The following is a 22716-nucleotide window of genomic DNA, read 5'->3' on the forward strand; positions in this document are numbered from 1 at the left end:
GTTGGGTAGGGGAGCGTTCTGTAAGCCTGCGAAGGTGTACTGTGAGGTATGCTGGAGGTATCAGAAGTGCGAATGCTGACATAAGTAACGATAATGCGGGTGAAAAACCCGCACGCCGGAAGACCAAGGGTTCCTGTCCAACGTTAATCGGGGCAGGGTGAGTCGACCCCTAAGGCGAGGCTGAAAAGCGTAGTCGATGGGAAACGGGTTAATATTCCCGTACTGGTGGTAACTGCGATGGGGGAACGGAGAAGGCTAGGTTGTCCGGGCGACGGTCGTCCCGGTTCAAGCAGGTAGGCAGAGTGATTAGGCAAATCCGGTCACTTAATGCTGAGATGTGATGACGAACCACCAAGGTGGTGAAGCAATTGATGCCCCGCTTCCAGGAAAAGCCTCTAAGCTTCAGGTTACCAACAATCGTACCCCAAACCGACACAGGTGGTCAGGTAGAGAATACTCAGGCGCTTGAGAGAACTCGGGTGAAGGAACTAGGCAAAATGGTGCCGTAACTTCGGGAGAAGGCACGCTGGCGGTAGGTAAAGTCCCTCGCGGACGGCGCTGAAGCCAGTCGAAGATACCAGCTGGCTGCAACTGTTTATTAAAAACACAGCACTGTGCAAACACGAAAGTGGACGTATACGGTGTGACGCCTGCCCGGTGCTGGAAGGTTAATTGATGGGGTTAGCGCAAGCGAAGCTCCTGATCGAAGCCCCAGTAAACGGCGGCCGTAACTATAACGGTCCTAAGGTAGCGAAATTCCTTGTCGGGTAAGTTCCGACCTGCACGAATGGCGTAATGATGGCCAGGCTGTCTCCACCCGAGACTCAGTGAAATTGAACTCGCTGTGAAGATGCAGTGTACCCGCGGCAAGACGGAAAGACCCCGTGAACCTTTACTATAGCTTGACACTGAACATTGAGCCTTGATGTGTAGGATAGGTGGGAGGCTTTGAAGTGTGGACGCCAGTCTGCATGGAGCCAACCTTGAAATACCACCCTTTAACGTTTGATGTTCTAACCTAGGCCCATAAACTGGGTCGGGGACCGTGTCTGGTGGGTAGTTTGACTGGGGCGGTCTCCTCCTAAAGAGTAACGGAGGAGCACGAAGGTTGGCTAAGCATGGTCGGACATCATGCGGTTAGTGCAAAGGCATAAGCCAGCTTGACTGCGAGAGTGACGGCTCGAGCAGGTACGAAAGTAGGTCTTAGTGATCCGGTGGTTCTGAATGGAAGGGCCATCGCTCAACGGATAAAAGGTACTCCGGGGATAACAGGCTGATACCGCCCAAGAGTTCATATCGACGGCGGTGTTTGGCACCTCGATGTCGGCTCATCACATCCTGGGGCTGAAGTAGGTCCCAAGGGTATGGCTGTTCGCCATTTAAAGTGGTACGCGAGCTGGGTTTAGAACGTCGTGAGACAGTTCGGTCCCTATCTGCCGTGGGCGTTGGAAGATTGAGAGGGGTTGCTCCTAGTACGAGAGGACCGGAGTGAACGCACCACTGGTGTTCGGGTTGTCATGCCAATGGCATTGCCCGGTAGCTAAGTGCGGAAGAGATAACCGCTGAAAGCATCTAAGCGGGAAACTTGCCTCGAGATGAGTCTTCCCTGTCGCTTTAAGCGACCTAAAGGAACGTTTAAGACTAAGACGTTGATAGGCTGGGTGTGTAAGCGTAGCGATACGTTGAGCTAACCAGTACTAATGAACCGTGAGGCTTAACCTGACAACACCGAAAGTGTTTTGTCAGAGAGACGAAACAATAAAGTCAGCTTGTTCAAGATTAAATTACTGGCGACTTACCGAAAGGAAGGAAGCGAGTGATTAAAACCGAATTTGCTTGGCGGCCATAGCGCGGTGGTCCCACCTGATCCCATGCCGAACTCAGAAGTGAAACGCCGTAGCGCCGATGATAGTGTGGGGTCTCCCCATGTGAGAGTAGGGAACTGCCAAGCATTAAATAAGACGAGAAAGCCAACCCAATGGGTTGGCTTTTTTGCGTTTGAAAACTAATCCTGTAAATTTAAGCATGCTCTAGATGAGGGCAATTTTACTATCTATTTTTCGTTGATATTAACAGATGTTGTGGCGAGAAAAAGCGGCTAATACGGTTCGCTCGGATATTTCTAAATAACTTTCCATTTCGATTGCCGCTTCTTGCGCTTTCCCATTCATTAATAGCGTTAAAATATGCTCATTCTTCTCAATATAAGGAGCATGTAATAACTGGGGATCATTGAGTAAACCAAAGGCTAATCGTAATTCTGCTAAAATAAGTTGATATTGTTTAAATAACCTAGGGCTATCAGAAAGCTCGACGATAGCGGTATGGAAATGCATATTACAGGTTCCAACGCTATTCCAATCTTTTTGTTGTTGAAACATTTTTGCTTGATTAACGTTATCTTGCATGCGGGAAATGGCTGGGTGCATTGGATAGGCATGTCGTAAAGCATCACATTCAATCAGCCTTCTTACGCGATAAATATCCATAATTGATGCCATATCTGGTACAGAAACAAACACACCACGATTAGGTTTATAGGTTAATAGGCCTTCTTGGGTTAATATACGAAATACTTCTCTTAATGTATTACGAGATATTTCAAGCTGCTCGCTTAAAGTAGCTTCTGAAAGCCTCTCTCCTGGAGGTAATTCGCCGATAGTAATTTTTTGGCGAATAATATCAGCGATTTTTTGGCAAAGGATCTGTGGCGATGTTTTTTTCTGCATTATCTTCTGCTATAAACGTAATAGAAGCCTCTATTCTAACAGTCAGCTATATAATATATAACCTCTAATATACAACTGTGCTAGTTTCCTCACTCTCTTTATCCTTGTTTTTATTAAAAATAGTTAACAAAATCATTAATAAATTTTTATATTATCAACTGTATTTGATGCCAAAATGTATGCCCTAAAATAGCGCATAACTCTTTTTTATGCGCTATTTTGGGGCATATCTATTTTTTATTCCTCCACTCAAATGTCAACAAAATGTTAAAAATGAGATCTTGTTGGCACTTTTATCATCGTATATTTAAATCTATTTGCTTATTTATTCATCTATTATTATTAATTGTTCAACAATCTAATATCTATTGATTAACAATTATTACTCTGTGCTCAACAATGGCATGCTAATTGCCTTACTACTTACCTAAGCAATAATAATTAAAATAATTATGATAAAAGGGGGCCAGTTATGGCTACACAAGATCCTGTGAATACAACATCACCATCATTTATAAAAAATAGGCGTTCATCATTAATTGCAGCTATTTTTTTAATGGCTACATCTGCAATTGGTCCAGGTTTTATTACGCAAACAGCTACCTTTACAGCGACGATGGGAGCAGCCTTTGCATTTGGGATATTAGCTTCTATCGTTATTGACTTTGTTGTGCAACAAAGTATTTGGCGAGTCATTACCGTGACTAACATGCGCGCTTCTGATATTGCGAATAAGGCAATTCCCGGTAGTGGATACTTATTAGCTGTATTGGTTATTTTTGGTGGTTTGGTATTCAATGTCGGTAATATTGCTGGGGCTGGTTTAGGGCTTAATGCCATGGTAGGACTGGATCCTAAATGGGGTGGGGTTTTAAGTGCTTTACTGGCGATTTATATCTTCTCTTCACGCAAAGCGAGTCATTTTATTGATCGCATGATCATTGTTCTTGGCATCGTGATGATTTTATTAACACTTTTTGTAATGTTTGCGTCTAATCCTCCTATAGGTGAAGCATTAAAACAAACTGTACTGCCTAATACGATTAATTTTGCCACTATAACAACCATCGTCGGAGGTACGGTTGGTGGTTATATTTGTTATGCAGGAGCACATCGTCTGCTCGATAAAGGTACAACAGGTATTGAAAATATCGATGCGGTATCTAGCGCGGCAACTAAAGGGATATTAGTGGTTGGATTAATGCGTTATATCCTATTTTTAGCAATTTTAGGTGTTGTCGCAAGTGGAGTGACACTAGATATTTCCAGCCATGCGGCTAATCCTGCTTCTCAAGCATTCCAACATGCAGCGGGCTTAACTGGACTACGAATTTTTGGTCTTATTTTATGGGCAGCTGCGTTGACTAGTGTGATTGGTGCTGCTTATACGTCTATGTCGTTTATAACCGTGTTTAAAAAGGGTATTACAGAGCGTCAACGCAATATTGCTACCATTATTTTTATCGCTATTTCATTGGCAATTTATATGGTTATGGGAACAGCTCCTGCTGCCTTATTAGTCTTTGCTGGTGGCTTCAACGGATTGATTTTACCTATTGGTATGACGTTATTTATTTTTGTTGCGTGGCGTCGTCAAGATCTTATGAATGGCTATAAATATCCAATGTGGTTGCAATGGTCGGCAATTTTAGTCTGCGCTTTGACTTGGTATATGGGGATCATGTCTGTTGGCGCTATTTTCAATTACCTCAATATTGCTTAAGAGAATAATAACGATGATAAAAGCGGTAGATTTAAATAGTGATTTAGGTGAAAGCTTTGGTCAATGGCGTATGGGCAATGATGCTGCAGTGCTTGAAATTGTCAGCAGTGCCAATATTGCTTGTGGTTTTCATGCCGGTTCACCAGAAGGCATTTTAAAAACATTAAAAGCAGCGAAACAGCATCAAGTCGCGATAGGTGCTCATGTTGCTTATCCTGACTTAGTAGGTTTTGGGCGACGTAATATGGATATTGCCAGTGATGAATTAACCGCTGATGTCATTTATCAAATTGGCGCTTTGCAAGGTTTAGCGAAAGCCGTCGGTATGAAGGTGACTTATGTTAAACCTCATGGTGCGCTTTATAACACCATTGCTCATGATAAATGCCAAGCATTAGCGGTTATTGAAGCTATTTTAGCTATTGATCCACAACTTATATTAGTGGCTTTAGCGGGATCGCCGCTGATCACACTTGCGAAAGAGAAAGGATTACATGTTGTTGCCGAAGCTTTTGCTGATAGAGCTTATCATGCTGATGGCACACTTGTTTCGCGCAAACAAGAGGGGGCTGTATTACACGATCCTCAATTGGTGGCTCAGCGTATGTTAAAGCTAGTACAAAAAGGGGGTGTTGAATCGATAGAGGGTACTTTTACTGCTATACAGGCGGATTCTATTTGTGTTCATGGTGATAGTCCTGATGCGGTTAATCTCGCAAAAAGTGTCAAAGAGATCTTAATAACACACGGTATTGCGATAAAACCTTTCACATCTGCAATAGGAATAAAGGAGGCGTAATGACTTATTTTATGCATGCAACGCCTGATGCTATTACAGCAGCCGCCCGATCCGTTATTGGCAATAAAAGGGAGGCGTATTTTGCGCTTTTTACCTGTTAATTTATCTCACATATTAGTTGAGTTGACTTCATTAAAAGAGACATTGGCGTTTTATGAAGCAATTAAGCAAGCCAATATTGCTGAGATAGAAGATATTGTTCCAGCGGCAAAAACACTATTGATCCAATATGTACCTTGGTTAATTACGGCGAAAGAGTTAGTGGCAATATTGCGCAATATCGAGATAAAAGCGATCGCGATGCGTCAAAGTCACTTATTAACAATCCCCGTTCATTATCAAGGAGAAGATCTGCATGAGGTGGCTGAATTATTGGGGATCACTGCGACAGAGGTGATCCGCAGACACACAGAACAAACTTATCAAGTCGCTTTTACGGGGTTTGCACCGGGATTTGCTTATTTAATTGCTGATAAAACTGAGCTTTATGTTCCTCGACGTAAAACACCACGTACACGTATCCCCGCAGGCTCTGTAGGATTAGCGGGAGAATTTAGCGGTGTTTACCCACAGCAAAGTCCTGGTGGCTGGCAATTAATTGGTACTACAGAGATAAAAATGTGGGATCTCTCACGTGAACAGCCGGCATTTTTATTACCTGGTGATACTGTACAGTTTGTCGATGTACAAAAAGCGCCAGTGACGGTTTCATTACCTGAGAAAAAACAATCTATTAATGCTTTATCCTTTAATAAGGATAAAGGGCTATATGTTATTTCCGCAGGTCTACAAACCTTATTTCAAGATGAAGGGCGTTTAGGTGCTGCATCAATGGGGGTTAGTGCATCAGGAGCACTTGATAAATGTGCGTTACATGCAGCGAATCGCTTAGTGGGAAACCCGCCTTCATTAGCAGCATTAGAAATAACACAAGGTGGATTAATACTAAAAGCGCAACAAGACTGTGTCATAGCGCTATCAGGTGCAGATTGTACGATCAGCTTAAAACAAACGACCGGAGATATAGCCTTTTTCTCTACCTATCAAACTATTGATGTACGCAGTGGAGATGAAATCACAGTAGAAATACCTACAGCGGGGGTTCGTAGTTATCTGGCCGTGAGAGGGGGGTTTGAATTAAGCCCAGTGTTAGGTAGTTATGCGTTTGATACTTTAGCTCAGATTGGCCCTCGAGCCTTACAAAATGGCGATGTTCTTCATCTAAACGATGATAACGCATCAACGGGCATTATTAGCCAAGAGCAACCGAGTTTCGGTTTACCAAAGCAAGAAGATATCGTTACCCTTGATATTGTGTTAGGACCTCGTACGGATTGGTTTACAGAAGATGCGATAAAAACATTAACCTCACAATTATGGCAAGTGACACCACAATCTAACCGTATCGGATTACGTTTATTGGGGGATAAATCGCTTGAACGTCAGCAACAACAAGAGTTATCGAGTGAAGGAACTTGCATTGGTGCCATACAAGTACCGATTAATGGTCAACCGGTATTATTTCTTCATGATCACCCTCTCACTGGAGGATACCCCGTAATTGGGGCTGTTGCCGAATACCATCTGTCATTGGCGGGGCAAATCCCTATTAACGCTAAAATTCGTTTTAACCCAATTACTTTATTTCAAGAATATTGATAGGAGTATGCCACTCATGATAACAACTAACCAAAAGCAACGAGTGAAGCATCGAGTGTTGATTGCTAACAGAGGTGAAATCGCAGTTCGTATTATTCGTGCTTGTCAGGATTATGGTGCAACGTCCATTGCTATTTATGCAGATGATGATATAGATGCATTACATGTGCGTCTTGCAGATGAAGCCTATGGTTTAAAGGGTAACTCACCGAAAGAAAGTTATTTAGCGATAGATAAAATCATTGAAATTGCCCATAAAAGCAAAGCCACCATGATCCACCCTGGTTATGGCTTCCTTTCTGAGCGAGCTGATTTCGCTAAAGCGGTACAGCATGCGGGACTCCTTTGGATTGGCCCAGATCCACAGACTATCGAAGTATTAGGGGATAAAGTTCAAGCGCGTAAAATTGCACAATCCGTAGGTGCACCATTGGTGAATGGTACTGCTGATCCGGTTAGTGATGCTAAAGAGGTTCTGGATTTTGCGAAACAGTATGGCTTGCCTATCGCTATTAAAGCGGCATTTGGTGGTGGTGGACGAGGCCTAAAAATTGCCCATCATATGGCAGAAATTGAAGAGCTTTACCATTCAGCGGTAAGAGAAGCAGTAACCGCATTTGGTCGTGGTGAATGCTATGTTGAGCAATTTCTTGATAAGCCTCGCCATATTGAGGCACAAATTATTGCTGATAAATTAGGCCATGTCGTGGTAGTTGGTACACGAGATTGTTCATTACAGCGCCGTAATCAAAAACTTATTGAAGAGGCCCCTGCCCGTTATTTAACTGATGAACAACGGCAACGTATTCATCAATCAGCAAAAGATATTTGTGCTAAAGCAGGTTATATCGGTGCGGGGACGGTAGAATTTTTATTGAGTGCGAACGGGACAATCTCTTTCCTTGAAGTGAATACACGTCTACAAGTAGAGCATCCGGTGACTGAAGAAACAGCCGGTATTGATTTAGTGATTGAACAATTGCGTATTGCTGAGGGATTACCGTTAAGTATTAATGAAACCCCTGAGCCTCGTGGTCATAGTTTTGAGTTTAGGATCAATGCAGAAGATCCGGCAAAAGGTTTTTTACCCACCCCCGGTTTAATTAGCCAATTTAGTCAACCGGCTGGGCCGGGCGTTCGTGTTGATAGTGGTGTGGCGGAAAATGACCAAGTATCACGTCAATTTGATTCAATGATGGCAAAACTTATTGTGACAGGGGCTAGTCGTGAACAAGCCATTGCGAGAGCGCGACGAGCTTTAGCTGAATTTAACATCGCAGGCGTAGCCAGTGTGTTACCTTTTCATCGCGAAATGATGGAACATCCTGATTTTATTGATAACTTCAGTGTTCACACTCGTTGGATTGAAAGCGATTTTCAAGCAAAAAACAGTCATTTTCCTCGTAGTATACCAGCAGAAAATGAACCACTAGTGCGTACCTTTATTGAAATAGATGGTCGTCGTCATCAATTAGCGCTACCCGCACAATTACTTTCTCTCTCGGCCGTTATACCCACGGCTATTAGCGAGCACAAAGAGTGTCAGGTGCGGGAAAATGCGGTCACTGCACCGATTTCAGGGATATTACATAGTTGGTTATTATCCGATGGTGATAAAGTCAATCAAGGGGATGTTATTGCCATTATGGAGGCGATGAAAATGGAAGTACAGGTAGTTGCTACCTGTCATGGTGTATTGCAGCAAAAGGCGAAAGCCGGTGACTATTTTTCAGCAGACAGTCTATTAGCTGAGATTAACTAGCTGAGTTATCAAACAATTATCGAGTAAGCCTCTTAGCAATAAGAGGCTTTTTTATAATAACTGTCTTTATATTCTTATTTGTTATATCTAATTCCTTTTGGTTATAAGTTATTTTGCTTATAATCGAAACTGAATATGTTTTCTACAAAAGGAAATTAGATGCTACTGGCCACTCAACTCCTTATTGGTTCTGCTATAGGTTTAGTTATCACCACAACGGGAGTGGGGGGTGGTGTTATCTTATTACCTGTGCTTATCTATTTATTTGGAATGAATGCATTAGCAGCAGTGGCGACCGCTAATTTATTATCGATGTTAATGAAAATTTCCTCTTCTTATATTCATTTTCGTTTAGGAAATATTCCATTAAAACCAGCATTATTGATTTTAGGGATCATGTTTCCGGCCACATTTTTAGCCAGCTATGGGGTAACCTGGTTGGGATCACAACCTCAATATTATGAGCAGGTTGAATTAGGCATTAATATCCTGATGATTGTGGCGATTATCTTTTCAATGTTCCTTTTTTTACAACGAATATTCAAAAAATCCACATCATCACATCCGTTATCATCATTGGCACCTAGCTCATCAATTCCTCTGAGTTCTCTTTTTGTTCCCGGTATGAGTGCCGGATTTGTCTTAGGGGCGACGGGGGTTGGTGGGGGATTGGTTGTCTTACCCGTGCTTATGCGTTTTGCACAAATGAATATTAAGGAAGCGATCGGTAGTTCTATATTTATTACTACAATTTTGTCAGGTGGCTCTGCTATTGCTTATAGTGCTGGTGGCTATACCGATGTGCATACGGCCATCATTCTTTGTTTAGGATCACTTATTTCGATTCCTTTAGCGCGCTATTTACTGGTGTATTTATCTGAGCGTTTTTTTCAATATTTAACTCTGTTATTTATTCTGATCAGCATCATTATGATGAGTTGGAAACTAATAAATTAATTTAATGTAATATCGAATAAGTCAATTTTTAATGGATAATGATTAGTTAGACTAATTTTCATCATTGAATTTAGCAGGATAATGAAAAAATAGGGTATATATGAACATTAAAGTCGGCGATGAGTTTTTGGTTTATATGGCATTGGGTGAAGAGAGCTATATGAAGGAATATTATCGTGTGTTGGAGTTAGATAGTGCATTATCACAAGTGACCGGTAAATTGCTAAGAAGGACGACGGCAGATGATAAAAATATTGGGTTAGGGCGTTGTGAATTAGAAGGTGGGATTGAACAATTTGCGTTAGAAGATATTTATCCAATAGAGAAGTGATCGAAATAACGATCACTTCTACATCACTTTATTAAGCAACAGGCACATCTTCGGGCAATGCTGATTTTGGTAAGCCAAAAATTTTGTCAAATACCCAGTTATAGACAAATGTATAGCAAGGGATGATGATAATAAGTGCAAAATCCATCACCAGTGCTTGCCATAATGAAACCCCTAGCCACCAAGCTATCAGCGGAATAAGGTAAACCACCAACGTAAGCTGAAAACCTACCGCATGAGCAAGACGGCGTCTAAAGGTGCGAATTCTCGACTTTTGTCGACTCTCCCAAAATTCAAATAAACAGTTATAAATAAAATTCCAACTTACCGCGATAGTGGTAATAATGAGTGCGAGTGGCCCCGTAACAGCGGTTGAACTATCGGCTAAAAGCGCCAGTCCTACCGATGAGATAACCCAACCAAATACTTCATAAGCGGTAACATAGACAATTTTTCGCTTAATACCTTGCATGATACTCTCTTTTTTTGTGGATCAGTGTGGTTAAGCATCGTAAGATAAATCAGTAATAGTGACAGAAAAAGTTAGCTAATATCAATTTAACTGAAACATCAGGAGTGAACATGCAGTTCTCAAGTGAACATATCGCGATATTTTTAGCCGTTATGGATAAAGGCTCTTTTTCTGCGGCTGCGCGTTCATTAAAACGTGTTCCTTCTGCGGTCAGTATGGCGATTGCTAATATGGAGGCTGAATTAGGTTATGCGCTGTTTGAGCGTTCATCGAGAGAGCCACGGCCAACAGAAAAAGCTAAAGCACTTGAACCTCACGCCAGAATGATTGCTGAGCAATTAAAGCTATTACAGGTTCATGCTCAAGAGCTTTCAATGGATCTGGAAAGTATATTAAATATTGGCGTCGCGGCAGATATTAATCCCGACTATTTATTACCAGCATTATCTGAGTTAACACAGCGTTACCCCTTACTAAAAGTGAATGTAGTAACCGCGGCGCAAGATGACATTATTGAGATGCTGCACGCACGTAAAATCCAATTATGTCTCGTGTATGGTGGGTTATACGTCAATGGCGATGAACAATTTCAATATTTGGGCTCTGAGTCATTAGTTGCCACAATTTCGGCAAGTCATATTGCACTTGCTCACCCTGCAGGGGTATTTATTGAAGATTTAGTGAATGTAAGACAGATAATGATAGCCAGCCATACTCAAGAGATAAGAGATGTACGCTCTTTAGTGGCGACTAATTACTGGCAAACAGATAACTTTCAAATGGCATTAGGTATGGTTGAAGCGGGGATGGGCTGGGGGAATTTACCTTATTCGCTGATTTATACGCAGTTACAAAAGGGAAAATTAAAACAACTGCAATTTAAAAATACTAAAAATGAATTGCGCTTACCGGTACATGCAATGTGGTTAAAAGGCGAGTCACTACAAAAAGGGGCAAAGGAATTGGTGGAGTTAATGAATATTCACCAACCCATTGTGCCCAATTTTGATTAATCCACACGTTGTTGATGAACCCAAACCGCGACTTCAACACGAGATTTTAATTTCATCTTTTTGAGTAGATGTTTGACATGTACTTTAACCGTACTTTCAGTAATATCGAGTTTACGTGCGATCATCTTATTGGATAGCCCTTGTGCTATCAGCTTTAAAATATCGCGCTCTCGTGGGGTGAGTTGGTCTATATCCCGCTCACCTTCAGAACGATCTTCTCGTAGCGACTGCGCTAAAATGGGGGTTAATGTTGGGCTAACCACCATTTTCCCTGCGGCTGCTTGCTTTAAAGCGGCTAATAGCTCTTCTGGCTCCATGTCTTTTAAGAGATAGCCATCCGCTCCCCGTTTTAAGGCGGTGATCAGATCATCACTGTAGTTTGATACACTAAACACAACGATCCGTCCAGAGAGCGATCGTAATCGCAGTTGATCGAGTGTTTCAAAACCATTCATACCCGGCATATTGAGATCGAGTAGGATTAAATCAGGATCTAACTCTTCAGCTAATTTTACCCCTTGAATACCATCGCCAGCTTCACCAACGACGGTTAATGTTGTATCAAGACTTAAAAGTTGTTTCACACCATTGCGTAACATCGGGTGATCATCAATTAATAAAATAGTCGCTTTGTCTGCGACTGCTCCCATATTATTCATTATGATTTGCTCCCTTTTCGATAGGATCTTTATGGGTAGTGATTAACGGAAATGTGACAAATACTTGCGTTCCACCTTCTTTGCGAACCCTTATACTATAAGAGCCATTCAGACTATTCGCGCGTTCACGCATAATAATCAGTCCGTAGTGATTTATCTTTTCGGGATTAGGCGTAATACCTTCACCATTATCATTAATTTGCAGTTCAACGATGCCATTATTAAGTGTTAATGCGACTTCAGCCCAGTTTGCATTCGCATGTTGCAGAATATTATTTAATGCTTCACGAACAATTTGCACCACATGAATACTTTGATGTGAATTAACACATTTTGCAGGTAACTGATAATCAAAATGGATAGCAAACCCTAAACGTTGATTAAATTCATTTAGTGTATTTTCTAATGCGGCTAATAAGCCAGGCTCTGTCAATTTCAAGCGAAATGTGGTCAGTAATTCTCTTAACTGACGATAAGCCACATTTAGCTCTTCTCGCATCTCTTTTAGTAGTTTTTGACAGTTATCTGGCAAGGTTTCCGATTGCATTTGTAGATAACTGACCTGCATTTTTAAACATGATAGCGATTGAGCAATCGAATCATGTAATTCACGTGCAATCGCTGAACGCTCATCCATTAATAATAGCTGTTGTTGCTGTTCATTTTGTTGCTCCATGGCAAGCATTGCGGAAATTTGCTTAGTCAATAAGAGCATTAAATTATTCTGTTCGTCAGTAAGTACACTATTTTCCGGTAGCTGCATTACGAATAAACCATAGCGGTGGATCTGATCGGTCAATTCCCAATGTAATAAGCGATTATTTAACGGTGTAGTGATGCTGGTATCTTCATTGCAACGCTCACAATCAGGCGTTGGACAATATTCAGGGCGTGAGGAAGGGGCTAAGCTTATCTCATTAAATAATGTATGTTGATTATCTTCATATAGACGGATCTGCAAATAGCTATCAGGAATAATATGCTGTAGCTCTGCAAGGATCTGCCTTAAGCGAGCGCAAAGTGGCGCTTGGGAATGCAGTTGTTGACTTGAGTGATAAAGATAAGAGAGAACCTTATTTTTTTGTTGTAAATCATGGGTCTTTTCAATGACTCGTTGTTCTAATTCACTGTAGAGCGTCGATAGCTCTTCTGACATGGTGTTAAGTGCAATTCCTAGTGTGGCAATTTCATCATGGTGAGGACGAGGCCGAAAACGAGTTGAAAAATCACCATGTCCAATAGAATTAGCCATGGACATCAATTGTTGCCAAGGCAGTAATAAGCGACGACGAAAATGCCAAACAGAACCAAACAGCAGTAATAAGGTAAGAGCGGTAAAGATAAGTTGAGTATAAGCGACTAGGCGGATTTTTTGTTCAGTAAGTTGGTCAATACTTGATACTAATGTATCGAGTTGAGAAACAAAAAAGATAACTTCTTGTTTCGCATCATTAGGCTGTTTGGCTGCTGACAAAGTTGGTTTTAATGTCTCTTTCCAGTAATGAGTCAGTTGTACATATTGTGATTGCAGTGATGAGGTGCTTAATACTTGACGTAACTCTTTACTATCTAAATCATTTTCTAATTCTTGTAGATAATCACGGTGCTTATCATCAAGGGGTAAGGCTGAGAGTAAACGATAGCTTTGCATGCGCAGTGAGCCGGATTTATTAATGGCGTGAGCATTGCCTTGTACGCTTAAAATAATGTGGTTAGAAATAGCCATACCTACCACACCAAATAGTGTGAAAAGCAACATTAAAATAGCGATTTGATTAATAATTGAAAAGCGATAATGCCATTGAATGTTGTGCATTTTCATGATGTATTCCCAGTTTGATCTGGTCTATCTTGCCTTAAAAAACCGCTAAATAACATATACTCCAAAGGGAGTACCTCTAAATATCTAAGTATTGTAATGCGTTTAATAAAGAGTAAGTGATTTTACCTAATTTATTGATTTACATTTAAAATAGTCACGTAACCCTATTAATACTTAGGTATAAAACATAGATTTAGATGAAAAATCAAACAAAATCTTGCTTGATGCAGATCATGACTCGCAAACCCATCTCACCGTAAAAAGAAGCCAATTTAACCGTTAACCGAGGTTGTTATGGCACTTTCTCAACACCCAGAAAAAATGAGAAAAGGGGTGATCGAAAATTGGCATCCTGAAGATAAAGCTTTTTGGGAAAAAACTGGTCAAAAAATCGCATCGCGTAATTTATGGATTTCTGTTCCTTGTCTACTACTATCCTTCTGCGTCTGGATGTTATTTAGTGCAGTCGCTGTCAATTTAAATAAGGTTGGCTTTAATTTTACCACTGATCAGCTCTTTATGCTGACTGCTCTACCTTCTGTTTCAGGTGCGCTACTACGTGTCCCTTACTCTTTTGTTATTCCTATTTTTGGTGGTCGTCGTTGGACGGCTATTAGTACGGTATTTTTGATTATTCCTTGTCTCTGGCTAGGGTTTGCCGTGCAAGATCTCACGACATCTTATTCCACTTTTATCGTTATCTCTCTGCTGTGTGGTTTTGCTGGTGCAAACTTCGCATCGAGTATGGCAAATATCAGCTTCTTTTTTCCTAAAGCACACCAAGGCGGTGCATTAGGATTAAATGGCGGATTGGGTAACTTAGGTGTCAGCGTGATGCAATTAATCGCGCCTTTGGTTGTCAGTGTGGGCGTTTTTGCTATGTTTAGTGGCCCCGGTGTCGTTCAACCTGATGGCTCACGTTTATGGCTAGAGAATGCGGCGTGGATTTGGGTACCTTTCTTGCTTATCTTTACCTTTGCAGCTTGGTTTGGCATGAATGATCTGGCTGCTAATAAAGCTTCTTTAAGTCAACAGCTACCTGTTTTAAAACGTGGTCATCTTTGGTTACTCAGTATCCTCTATCTGTGCTCTTTTGGTTCTTTTATCGGCTTTTCTGCCGGGTTTGCAATGTTATCGAAAACCCAGTTCCCCGATATTGTCATTTTACATTATGCCTTCTTTGGTCCTTTACTTGGAGCATTAGCTCGCCCTGTGGGAGGTGCGCTATCTGATAAATTTGGTGGCATTAAAGTGACGCTTATCAACTTTATCATTATGGCTATTTTCTCAGTGCTCCTGTTCTTAACCCTACCGGAAAATGGTGCTGGTGGATCGTTTATTGCTTTCTATGGCGTGTTTATGGTGCTGTTTTTAACGGCAGGGCTAGGCAGTGGTTCAACATTCCAAATGATTGCCGTGGTATTTAGAAAAATCACTATTGATCGCATGAAGGCACAAGGGGCTTCAGATGAAGCTGCGCAAAAAGAAGCCGTAACAGAAAGTGCAGCTGCATTGGGTTTTATCTCTGCAATCGGTGCGATTGGTGGCTTCTTTATTCCTAAAGCCTTTGGTACATCCCTTGCGATGACGGGTTCACCTGCTGGGGCAATGAAAATCTTCGTTCTGTTCTATATCGCCTGCGTTCTGATCACTTGGTTGGTCTATGGACGTAAACACAATAAATAATAATGACGAATTATACGCAATGTGAGCGCGCTAACGCGCATTGGGAGAGTATCTGATGAGTAAATTTCTCGATAGATTCCGCTATTTTAAACAGCTTGGTGATACGTTTTCACAAGATCACGGGCAAGAGTTAAATGTTAATCGCGACTGGGAAAATAGTTATCGTAGCCGTTGGCAACATGACAAAATCGTGCGTTCTACACATGGTGTTAACTGCACCGGATCATGTAGCTGGAAAATTTATGTCAAAAACGGCTTAGTAACATGGGAAACCCAGCAAACAGACTATCCACGAACTCGTCCTGATCTGCCTGATCATGAACCCCGTGGTTGTCCGCGTGGTGCGAGCTATTCATGGTATTTATATAGCGCTAACCGCGTTAAATACCCAATGGTGCGTAAACGTCTGATCAAATTATGGCGTGAAGCCAAAGCGCAACACGCTGATCCAGTTGATGCATGGGCATCGATTGTTAATGCTCCCGAAAAAACGAAAAGTTATAAACAAGCTCGTGGTCGTGGTGGTTTTGTTCGCTCTTCATGGTCTGAAGTGAATGAAATTATTGCGGCTTCTAACGTCTATACCGCTAAAACTTTTGGCCCAGATCGTATTATTGGTTTCTCACCTATTCCGGCAATGTCAATGGTGTCTTACGCCGCCGGTGCCCGCTATTTATCTCTTATTGGTGGTGCTTGCTTAAGTTTTTACGATTGGTATTGTGATTTACCACCTGCCTCACCAATGACTTGGGGGGAGCAAACAGATGTGCCAGAGTCAGCTGACTGGTATAACTCTTCTTATCTGATTGCATGGGGTTCAAACGTACCTCAAACCCGTACGCCAGATGCTCACTTTTTTACCGAAGTTCGTTATAAAGGCACCAAAACGGTAGCAGTAACACCTGATTATGCTGAAATTGCTAAACTGTGTGACCAGTGGTTAAACCCAAAACAAGGTACAGATAGCGCCATGGCAATGGCGATGGGACACGTTATTCTTAACGAATTCCACGTTAAACGCCAAACTGAATACTTTAGTAACTATGTGCGCACTTACACTGACATGCCAATGTTAGTGATGTTAGATAAGCATGACTCTGGCAAGTTAGTTGCGGGTCGCATGCTACGTGCCGCTGATTTAGTGAACAATCTCGATCAGGAGAAAAATCCAGAATGGAAAACCATTGCTATTGATGAGAAAACACAGCAATTGGTCGCTCCTCAAGGTTCAATGGGTTTTCGTTGGGAAGGCGCTGCCAAATGGAATCTAGAGCCTAAAGACGGTAAGAGTGGCGAAGAAGTCACTTTACAATTGGGTCTTTTAGAAAACCATGATGATGTGGTTGACGTTGCATTTCCTTACTTTGGTGGCATCAAGAGTGAATACTTTGAAGGTGTTACCCTTGATGATGTTCTCGTTCATAAACTGCCAGCAAAACGCATTACTCTTGCCAATGGCGAAGAAAAATATGTCACTACCGTTTATGACTTATTACTGGCTAACTATGGTGTCGATCGTGGTTTAAATGATGAAAACTGTGCGACAAACTATGATGAGATCAAAGCCTATTCACCCGCATGGGCTGAACAAGTAACAGGGGTTAGCCGTCAAGATATTATCCGCATTGCACGTGAATTTGCTGATAATGCAGAAAAAACACATGGTCGTTCAATGGTGATTGTCGGTGCGGGCATTAACCATTGGTATCACATGGATATGACCTACCGTGGCATTATCAATATGCTGATCTTCTGTGGTTGTATTGGCCAAAGTGGTGGTGGATGGGCTCACTATGTGGGACAAGAAAAACTGCGTCCACAAACAGGTTGGCTGCCATTAGCTTTTGGTCTGGATTGGCAGCGTCCACCTCGTCATATGAATAGCACGTCATTTTTCTATAATCATTCAAGTCAATGGCGCTATGAAACGGTATCACCGACAGAATTACTATCACCTTTAGCAGATAAATCACGCTTTAGCGGTAGCTTAATTGATATGAATGTGCGTTCGGAGCGTATGGGGTGGTTACCATCAGCACCGCAATTAAACGTTAACCCATTATCTATTACCAAAAAAGCTCAACAAGCTGGCGTCAGTGCAACGGATTATACCGTTAATGCTCTGAAATCAGGTGAGATCCGTTTTGCATCAGAGCAACCGGATAATCCGCAAAACTTCCCTCGTAACTTATTTATCTGGCGTTCTAATTTATTGGGATCTGCAGGTAAAGGACATGAATATTTACTGAAATATCTATTAGGGACGGAAAATGGATTACAAGGTAAAGATTTAGGTGAACAAGGCCAAGTTAAGCCACAAGAAGTAGAATGGCAAGATAAAGGCGGTGAGGGTAAGGTCGATTTAGTGGTGACTTTAGACTTTCGTATGTCAAGTACCTGTCTGTTCTCCGATATCGTGTTACCAACCGCCACATGGTATGAAAAAGATGATATGAATACCTCGGATATGCACCCATTTATTCATCCATTAACCGCCGCGGTAGATCCTGCTTGGGAGTCTAAAACCGATTGGGAAATTTATAAAGGTATTGCTAAAACCTTCTCTAAATTGTGTGTCGGTCATTTAGGGGTTGAAACCGATTTAGTGACACAGCCAATACAACATGACTCCGCGGCTGAAATGGCACAACCATTTGATGTCAAAGATTGGAAAAAAGGTGAATGTGACCTTATCCCGGGGAAAACTGCACCGCATCTTATTCCTGTGGAGCGTGATTATCCAAATACCTATGCTCGTTTTACCTCACTTGGGCCGTTAATGGATAAATTAGGTAATGGCGGTAAAGGGATCGGTTGGAATACACAGACAGAAGTTGATTTCCTGAAAAAACTTAATCGCGTTCGTCATGAGGGTGTGGCAAAAGGGCGCCCGGCGATTGAAACCGCAATTGATGCAGCCGAAGTTATCCTCTCTTTAGCACCTGAAACGAATGGTCAAGTGGCGGTAAAAGCGTGGGATGCTCTAAGTAAAGTGACAGGACGCGATCACACTCATTTAGCTAAAGTAAAAGAAGATGAGAAAATTCGTTTCCGCGATATCGTTGCTCAACCTCGTAAGATCATTTCAAGTCCTACATGGTCTGGTCTGGAAGATGAGCATGTCTCTTATAACGCTTGTTATACCAATGTTCACGAGATGATCCCTTGGCGTACTTTAAGTGGCCGTCAGCAGTTATATCAAGATCATGAGTGGATGCGTGCTTATGGCGAAAGTTTAGTGGTTTATCGTCCACCTATTGATACTAAGGCAATAGAAGCAGTGAAAGGTAAAAAACCGAACGGCTTCCCAGAAAAAGCGCTGAACTTCCTGACGCCTCACCAAAAATGGGGTATTCACTCAACGTATAGCGATAACTTACTGATGTTAACCCTCGGTCGTGGTGGCCCTGTGGTTTGGCTGAGTGAAGATGATGCTAAAGAGATGGGTATTAGTGATAACGATTGGGTTGAAGCATACAACAGTAATGGTGCGTTAACCGCAAGAGCGATTGTGAGCCAACGTATTCCTGATGGCATGATTTATATGTATCACGCACAAGAGCGCCAAATAAACCTACCAGGCTCTGAAATAACCGGAATGCGTGGCGGTATTCATAATTCCGTGACGCGTGTTTGCCCTAAACCGACCCATATGATTGGTGGATACGCTCAGTTGGCTTATAGCTTTAACTACTATGGAACTGTGGGCTCTAACCGCGATGAATTTGTTGTGGTACGTAAGATGAAACAGATTGATTGGCTTGATGGTGAAGGCGATGCTTATCAACAAACCCTGAATGGACAGGAGAAGGCATAATGAAAATTCGTTCACAAGTCGGTATGGTACTGAACCTCGACAAATGTATCGGTTGCCATACCTGTTCAGTAACCTGTAAAAATGTTTGGACCAGTCGTGAAGGTGTGGAATACGCTTGGTTTAATAATGTTGAAACTAAACCGGGTACAGGGTATCCCCAAAATTGGGAAGATCAAGAGAAGTGGAAAGGCGGCTGGATCAAAAATATTAAAGGTAAGTTAGTACCAAGAATGGGTAACCGTGTTGGGCTATTATCAAAGATTTTTGCCAACCCAGATGTGCCAGCATTAGATGATTATTATGAGCCATTTGATTATGACTATGAGCATTTAAAAAATGCACCAGAAGGCTCATTACCCACCGCACGTCCTCGTTCGTTGATAACAGGTCAGCGTATGACCAAGATCGAAAAAGGCCCAAACTGGGAAGATGATTTAGGGGGCGAATTTAGCAAACGTGCTGCGGATAAAAACTTCGCCAATATGCAAAAAGAGATGTATGGGCAGTTTGAAAATACATTTATGATGTATTTACCTCGTTTATGTGAACACTGCTTAAATCCTGCTTGTGTCGCGACCTGTCCAAGTGGTGCGATTTATAAACGTGCTGAGGATGGTATTGTGCTTATCGATCAAGATAAGTGTCGTGGTTGGCGCATGTGTTTAACAGGGTGTCCATACAAAAAAATCTACTTTAACTGGAAAAGCGGTAAGTCAGAAAAATGTATTTTCTGTTATCCGCGCATCGAATCAGGTCAACCAACCCTATGCTCAGAAACCTGTGTTGGACGTATTCGTTATCTTGGTGTGATGCTGTATGACGCAGATAAAATTTCACAAGCCGCCAGTGCTGATAATGAAAAAGACTTATACCAAAGTCAATTAGATATCTTTTTAGATCCCTTCGATCCTGAAGTTATTAAAGCTGCAGAAGAGCAAGGTATTCCATTAAGTGTGATTGATGCAGCCCAACGTTCGCCGGTTTATAAAATGGCGGTGGATTGGAAGCTGGCATTACCATTACACCCTGAATATCGTACTTTACCTATGGTGTGGTATGTGCCACCTCTGTCACCTATTCAATCTGCGGCTGATGCAGGAGTGTTGCCACATACGGGAGTATTACCGGATGTAGAAAGTTTACGTATTCCTGTCCAATATTTGGCTAACTTGCTGACCGCAGGCGATACAGCGCCAGTGTTATTAGCATTAAAAAGAATGTTGGCAATGCGCCATTATAAACGCGCAGAAACGGTAGAAGGTAAAACCGATTTGACAGCATTAGAGCAAGTGGGATTAACCGAAGCACAGGCACAAGAGATGTATCGCTATTTGGCGATTGCCAATTATGAAGATCGCTTTGTTATTCCTTCTAGCCATCGTGAGTTAGCAAGAGAAGCTTTTCCTGAGCGTAACGGCTGTGGTTTTAGTTTTGGTGATGGTTGTCATGGCAGCGAGAGTAAATTTAATCTGTTTAATAGTCATCGTATTGATGCCATCGATATCACTTCCAAAACCCCTCAAGATGAGCGCCGTTCTGAGGAGAAAATATGATGATCTCTTTGAAAGTTATTTCTCTGTTATTGGATTATCCCAGCGAAGATCTCTGGGAACATCGTAATGAGATCATTGATGCATTGCAGGAAGCTGACGAGCTTCCTGTCACGCAAGTCGCAAAATTAATGGCGTTTATTCGTGAACTCACGCAGCAAGATCTGCTGGATGCACAAGCGAATTACAGTGAGATTTTTGATCGAGGTAGAGCGAGATCGCTATTGTTATTTGAACATGTACATGGTGAATCGCGTGATCGTGGTCAGGCAATGGTTGATCTGCTTAATCAGTATCAACAAGCAGGGATCACCTTAAGTAGTCGTGAATTGCCTGATTACTTACCTACTTATCTTGAGTATTTAACGCTATTGCCTACCGATGAAAGTATTGAAGGGCTTAATAATATTGCCCCTATTTTGGCATTGCTGAGTGAGCGTTTAAAACAGCGAGGCAGTGATTATCACGCTCTTTTTGATGTATTGCTTTGTCTCTCACAAAGTGAGTTAGACGCTTCACAACTGGCGGCTCAAGTAGAAAAAGAGCCTGTAGATGATACGCCGGCTGCATTAGATGCCGTATGGGAAGAAGAGCAAGTGACGTTTCTAGGTGAAAGTGCGCAATGTGGTAGTAACAATATTAGCCAGCATCAGCGACGTTTTGCGCAAGAAACGCCTGTTCAATATCTCAACGTCGGTAATTCGCTGGATATGGGAGCACAAAAATGAATTACGTTAATATGTTGTTTTTTGATATCTACCCCTATATTGCTGGTGCTGTTTTTCTTATCGGTAGTTGGTTACGTTATGATTATGGTCAATATACATGGCGTGCAGGCTCCAGTCAGATGTTAGACAAGAAAAACATGCGACTTGCTTCGAACTTATTCCATATTGGTATTATCGGCATTTTTGCAGGCCATTTTCTGGGGATGTTAACGCCACACTGGATGTATCAATCTTTTCTACCAATTGAATATAAACAAATTATGGCGATGGTTGGTGGTGGTACTTGTGGTGTGTTAATGCTGATTGGCGGCATTATGCTGTTAAAACGTCGTTTGACGAATGCACGGGTAAGAGCAACATCGTCATTTGGTGACATCATGATCTTAACCTTGCTGGTTGTCCAAGTTGCACTCGGCTTACTGACTATCCCATTCTCTGCACAGCATATGGATGGTAGTGAGATGATGAAGCTGGTGGCATGGGCGCAAGCTATTGTGACATTCCATGGCGGTGCTTCGGCAAATCTTGAAGGTGTTGCACTTATTTTTAAATTGCACATATTCCTAGGTATGACGATTTTTTTATTGTTCCCATTCTGCCGTTTAGTTCATATTTGGAGCGTGCCAATTGAGTATCTAACGCGCCGTTACCAAATTGTTCGTAATCGACACTAAAGGTATTTTTCTCCTGAGTTGATTTGAGACTTTTAATTGCGCTTATCTCACCCCCGCCCGCGGGGGTTTTTTTTAACTTAAACAAATTTTTTGAATGCTTAAAGCAATAATCTTTAGATACATTATTTCCATAGTCAGCTTATACTCGCTTTTAACGACATCAAGATTATTTTTTAAAACGTCATTATGTTATTTAAATATCATTATATTTAAATAATTATATATATTTTCCTTAATGACCTAATTTTTATTAAGTTACATTTGATTTATTTAATTATTATATATTAAAAAATCAGAACGATTATTTTAAGTTTCTATAAAAATAGAGTTTATAT

General features: G+C 41.6%; 16 protein-coding genes and 2 rRNA genes. 14 read left to right on the forward strand and 4 right to left on the reverse strand.

The window, feature by feature from the left end:
* Together AACV01_RS07545 and rrf are read left to right on the forward strand one after the other, a co-directional pair.
* Positions 1-1722, forward strand: a 23S ribosomal RNA gene (locus AACV01_RS07545); the annotation flags it as partial.
* A 113-nt stretch (positions 1723-1835) separates the two neighbouring features.
* A 5S ribosomal RNA gene (rrf, locus tag AACV01_RS07550) occupies positions 1836-1951 on the forward strand.
* Between the two features lie 118 nt (positions 1952-2069).
* Here rrf and AACV01_RS07555 read toward each other — a convergent pair.
* Positions 2070-2729: a GntR family transcriptional regulator gene (locus tag AACV01_RS07555; protein ID WP_004245441.1), complete on the reverse strand. Its 660-nt coding sequence runs from the start codon at positions 2727-2729 to the stop codon at positions 2070-2072.
* A gap of 472 nt (positions 2730-3201) precedes the next feature.
* Between AACV01_RS07555 and AACV01_RS07560 the strand changes: the two genes are divergently transcribed.
* From AACV01_RS07560 to AACV01_RS07585, 6 genes are all read left to right on the forward strand, one after another.
* Complete coding sequence (locus AACV01_RS07560) at positions 3202-4452, forward strand: NRAMP family divalent metal transporter (protein ID WP_004245440.1); 1251 nt, start codon at positions 3202-3204, stop codon at positions 4450-4452.
* Positions 4453-4465: 13 nt separating this feature from the next.
* On the forward strand, positions 4466-5251 hold the full coding sequence (locus tag AACV01_RS07565; RefSeq protein ID WP_161682656.1) for a LamB/YcsF family protein: 786 nt from the start codon (positions 4466-4468) through the stop codon (positions 5249-5251).
* An 81-nt stretch (positions 5252-5332) separates the two neighbouring features.
* Positions 5333-6910: a 5-oxoprolinase subunit B/C family protein gene (locus tag AACV01_RS07570; RefSeq protein WP_202611860.1), complete on the forward strand. Its 1578-nt coding sequence runs from the start codon at positions 5333-5335 to the stop codon at positions 6908-6910.
* Positions 6911-6926: 16 nt separating this feature from the next.
* On the forward strand, positions 6927-8672 hold the full coding sequence (locus AACV01_RS07575) for an acetyl/propionyl/methylcrotonyl-CoA carboxylase subunit alpha (RefSeq protein ID WP_161682660.1): 1746 nt from the start codon (positions 6927-6929) through the stop codon (positions 8670-8672).
* Positions 8673-8831: 159 nt separating this feature from the next.
* Positions 8832-9629 (forward strand): sulfite exporter TauE/SafE family protein, encoded by a 798-nt coding sequence (locus AACV01_RS07580; RefSeq protein WP_036969721.1) that lies wholly within the window; start codon positions 8832-8834, stop codon positions 9627-9629.
* A 100-nt stretch (positions 9630-9729) separates the two neighbouring features.
* Entirely contained in the window at positions 9730-9960 is a 231-nt protein-coding gene (locus tag AACV01_RS07585; protein WP_004245434.1) for a hypothetical protein, read from the forward strand.
* A gap of 31 nt (positions 9961-9991) precedes the next feature.
* Here AACV01_RS07585 and AACV01_RS07590 read toward each other — a convergent pair whose 3' ends face one another.
* Positions 9992-10432: a PACE efflux transporter gene (locus tag AACV01_RS07590; protein WP_004245432.1), complete on the reverse strand. Its 441-nt coding sequence runs from the start codon at positions 10430-10432 to the stop codon at positions 9992-9994.
* 110 nt (positions 10433-10542) lie between these two features.
* Here AACV01_RS07590 and AACV01_RS07595 point away from each other — a divergent pair, with 110 nt between their 5' ends.
* On the forward strand, positions 10543-11445 hold the full coding sequence (locus AACV01_RS07595; RefSeq protein WP_004245431.1) for a LysR family transcriptional regulator: 903 nt from the start codon (positions 10543-10545) through the stop codon (positions 11443-11445).
* Here the strand turns inward: AACV01_RS07595 and narL are convergent.
* A complete protein-coding gene (gene narL / locus AACV01_RS07600; RefSeq protein ID WP_369744359.1) occupies positions 11442-12095 on the reverse strand; it encodes a two-component system response regulator NarL in 654 nt (217 codons plus the stop codon). The two genes, AACV01_RS07595 and narL, sit on opposite strands and share 4 nt — an antisense overlap.
* Before the next feature lies 1 nt (position 12096).
* Positions 12097-13926: a nitrate/nitrite two-component system sensor histidine kinase NarX gene (gene narX / locus AACV01_RS07605; protein WP_046334569.1), complete on the reverse strand. Its 1830-nt coding sequence runs from the start codon at positions 13924-13926 to the stop codon at positions 12097-12099.
* Between the two features lie 294 nt (positions 13927-14220).
* Here narX and AACV01_RS07610 point away from each other — a divergent pair, with 294 nt between their 5' ends.
* From AACV01_RS07610 to narI, 5 genes are read left to right on the forward strand one after another with little or no spacing between them, the layout of a single operon-like run.
* The gene (locus AACV01_RS07610) at positions 14221-15612 is read left to right on the forward strand and encodes a NarK family nitrate/nitrite MFS transporter (protein ID WP_020945113.1); all 1392 of its coding nucleotides are present in this window, start codon (positions 14221-14223) and stop codon (positions 15610-15612) included.
* Positions 15613-15667: 55 nt separating this feature from the next.
* On the forward strand, positions 15668-19429 hold the full coding sequence (locus tag AACV01_RS07615) for a nitrate reductase subunit alpha (RefSeq protein WP_161682662.1): 3762 nt from the start codon (positions 15668-15670) through the stop codon (positions 19427-19429).
* Positions 19429-20982 carry a nitrate reductase subunit beta gene (gene narH / locus AACV01_RS07620; protein ID WP_004245426.1) on the forward strand — a complete coding sequence of 518 codons (1554 nt, stop codon included), beginning with the start codon at positions 19429-19431 and terminating at the stop codon, positions 20980-20982. The genes AACV01_RS07615 and narH overlap by 1 nt, the downstream gene beginning before the upstream one ends.
* Positions 20982-21707, forward strand: coding sequence for a nitrate reductase molybdenum cofactor assembly chaperone (gene narJ / locus AACV01_RS07625; RefSeq protein WP_012368809.1), 726 nt, complete (start codon positions 20982-20984; stop codon positions 21705-21707). The genes narH and narJ overlap by 1 nt, the downstream gene beginning before the upstream one ends.
* Complete coding sequence (narI, locus tag AACV01_RS07630; protein ID WP_004245424.1) at positions 21704-22381, forward strand: respiratory nitrate reductase subunit gamma; 678 nt, start codon at positions 21704-21706, stop codon at positions 22379-22381. The genes narJ and narI overlap by 4 nt, the downstream gene beginning before the upstream one ends.
* Positions 22382-22716 lie beyond the last annotated feature (335 nt).

Source organism: Proteus sp. G2609 (assembly GCF_963896135.1).
GTDB lineage: Bacteria > Pseudomonadota > Gammaproteobacteria > Enterobacterales > Enterobacteriaceae > Proteus > Proteus mirabilis.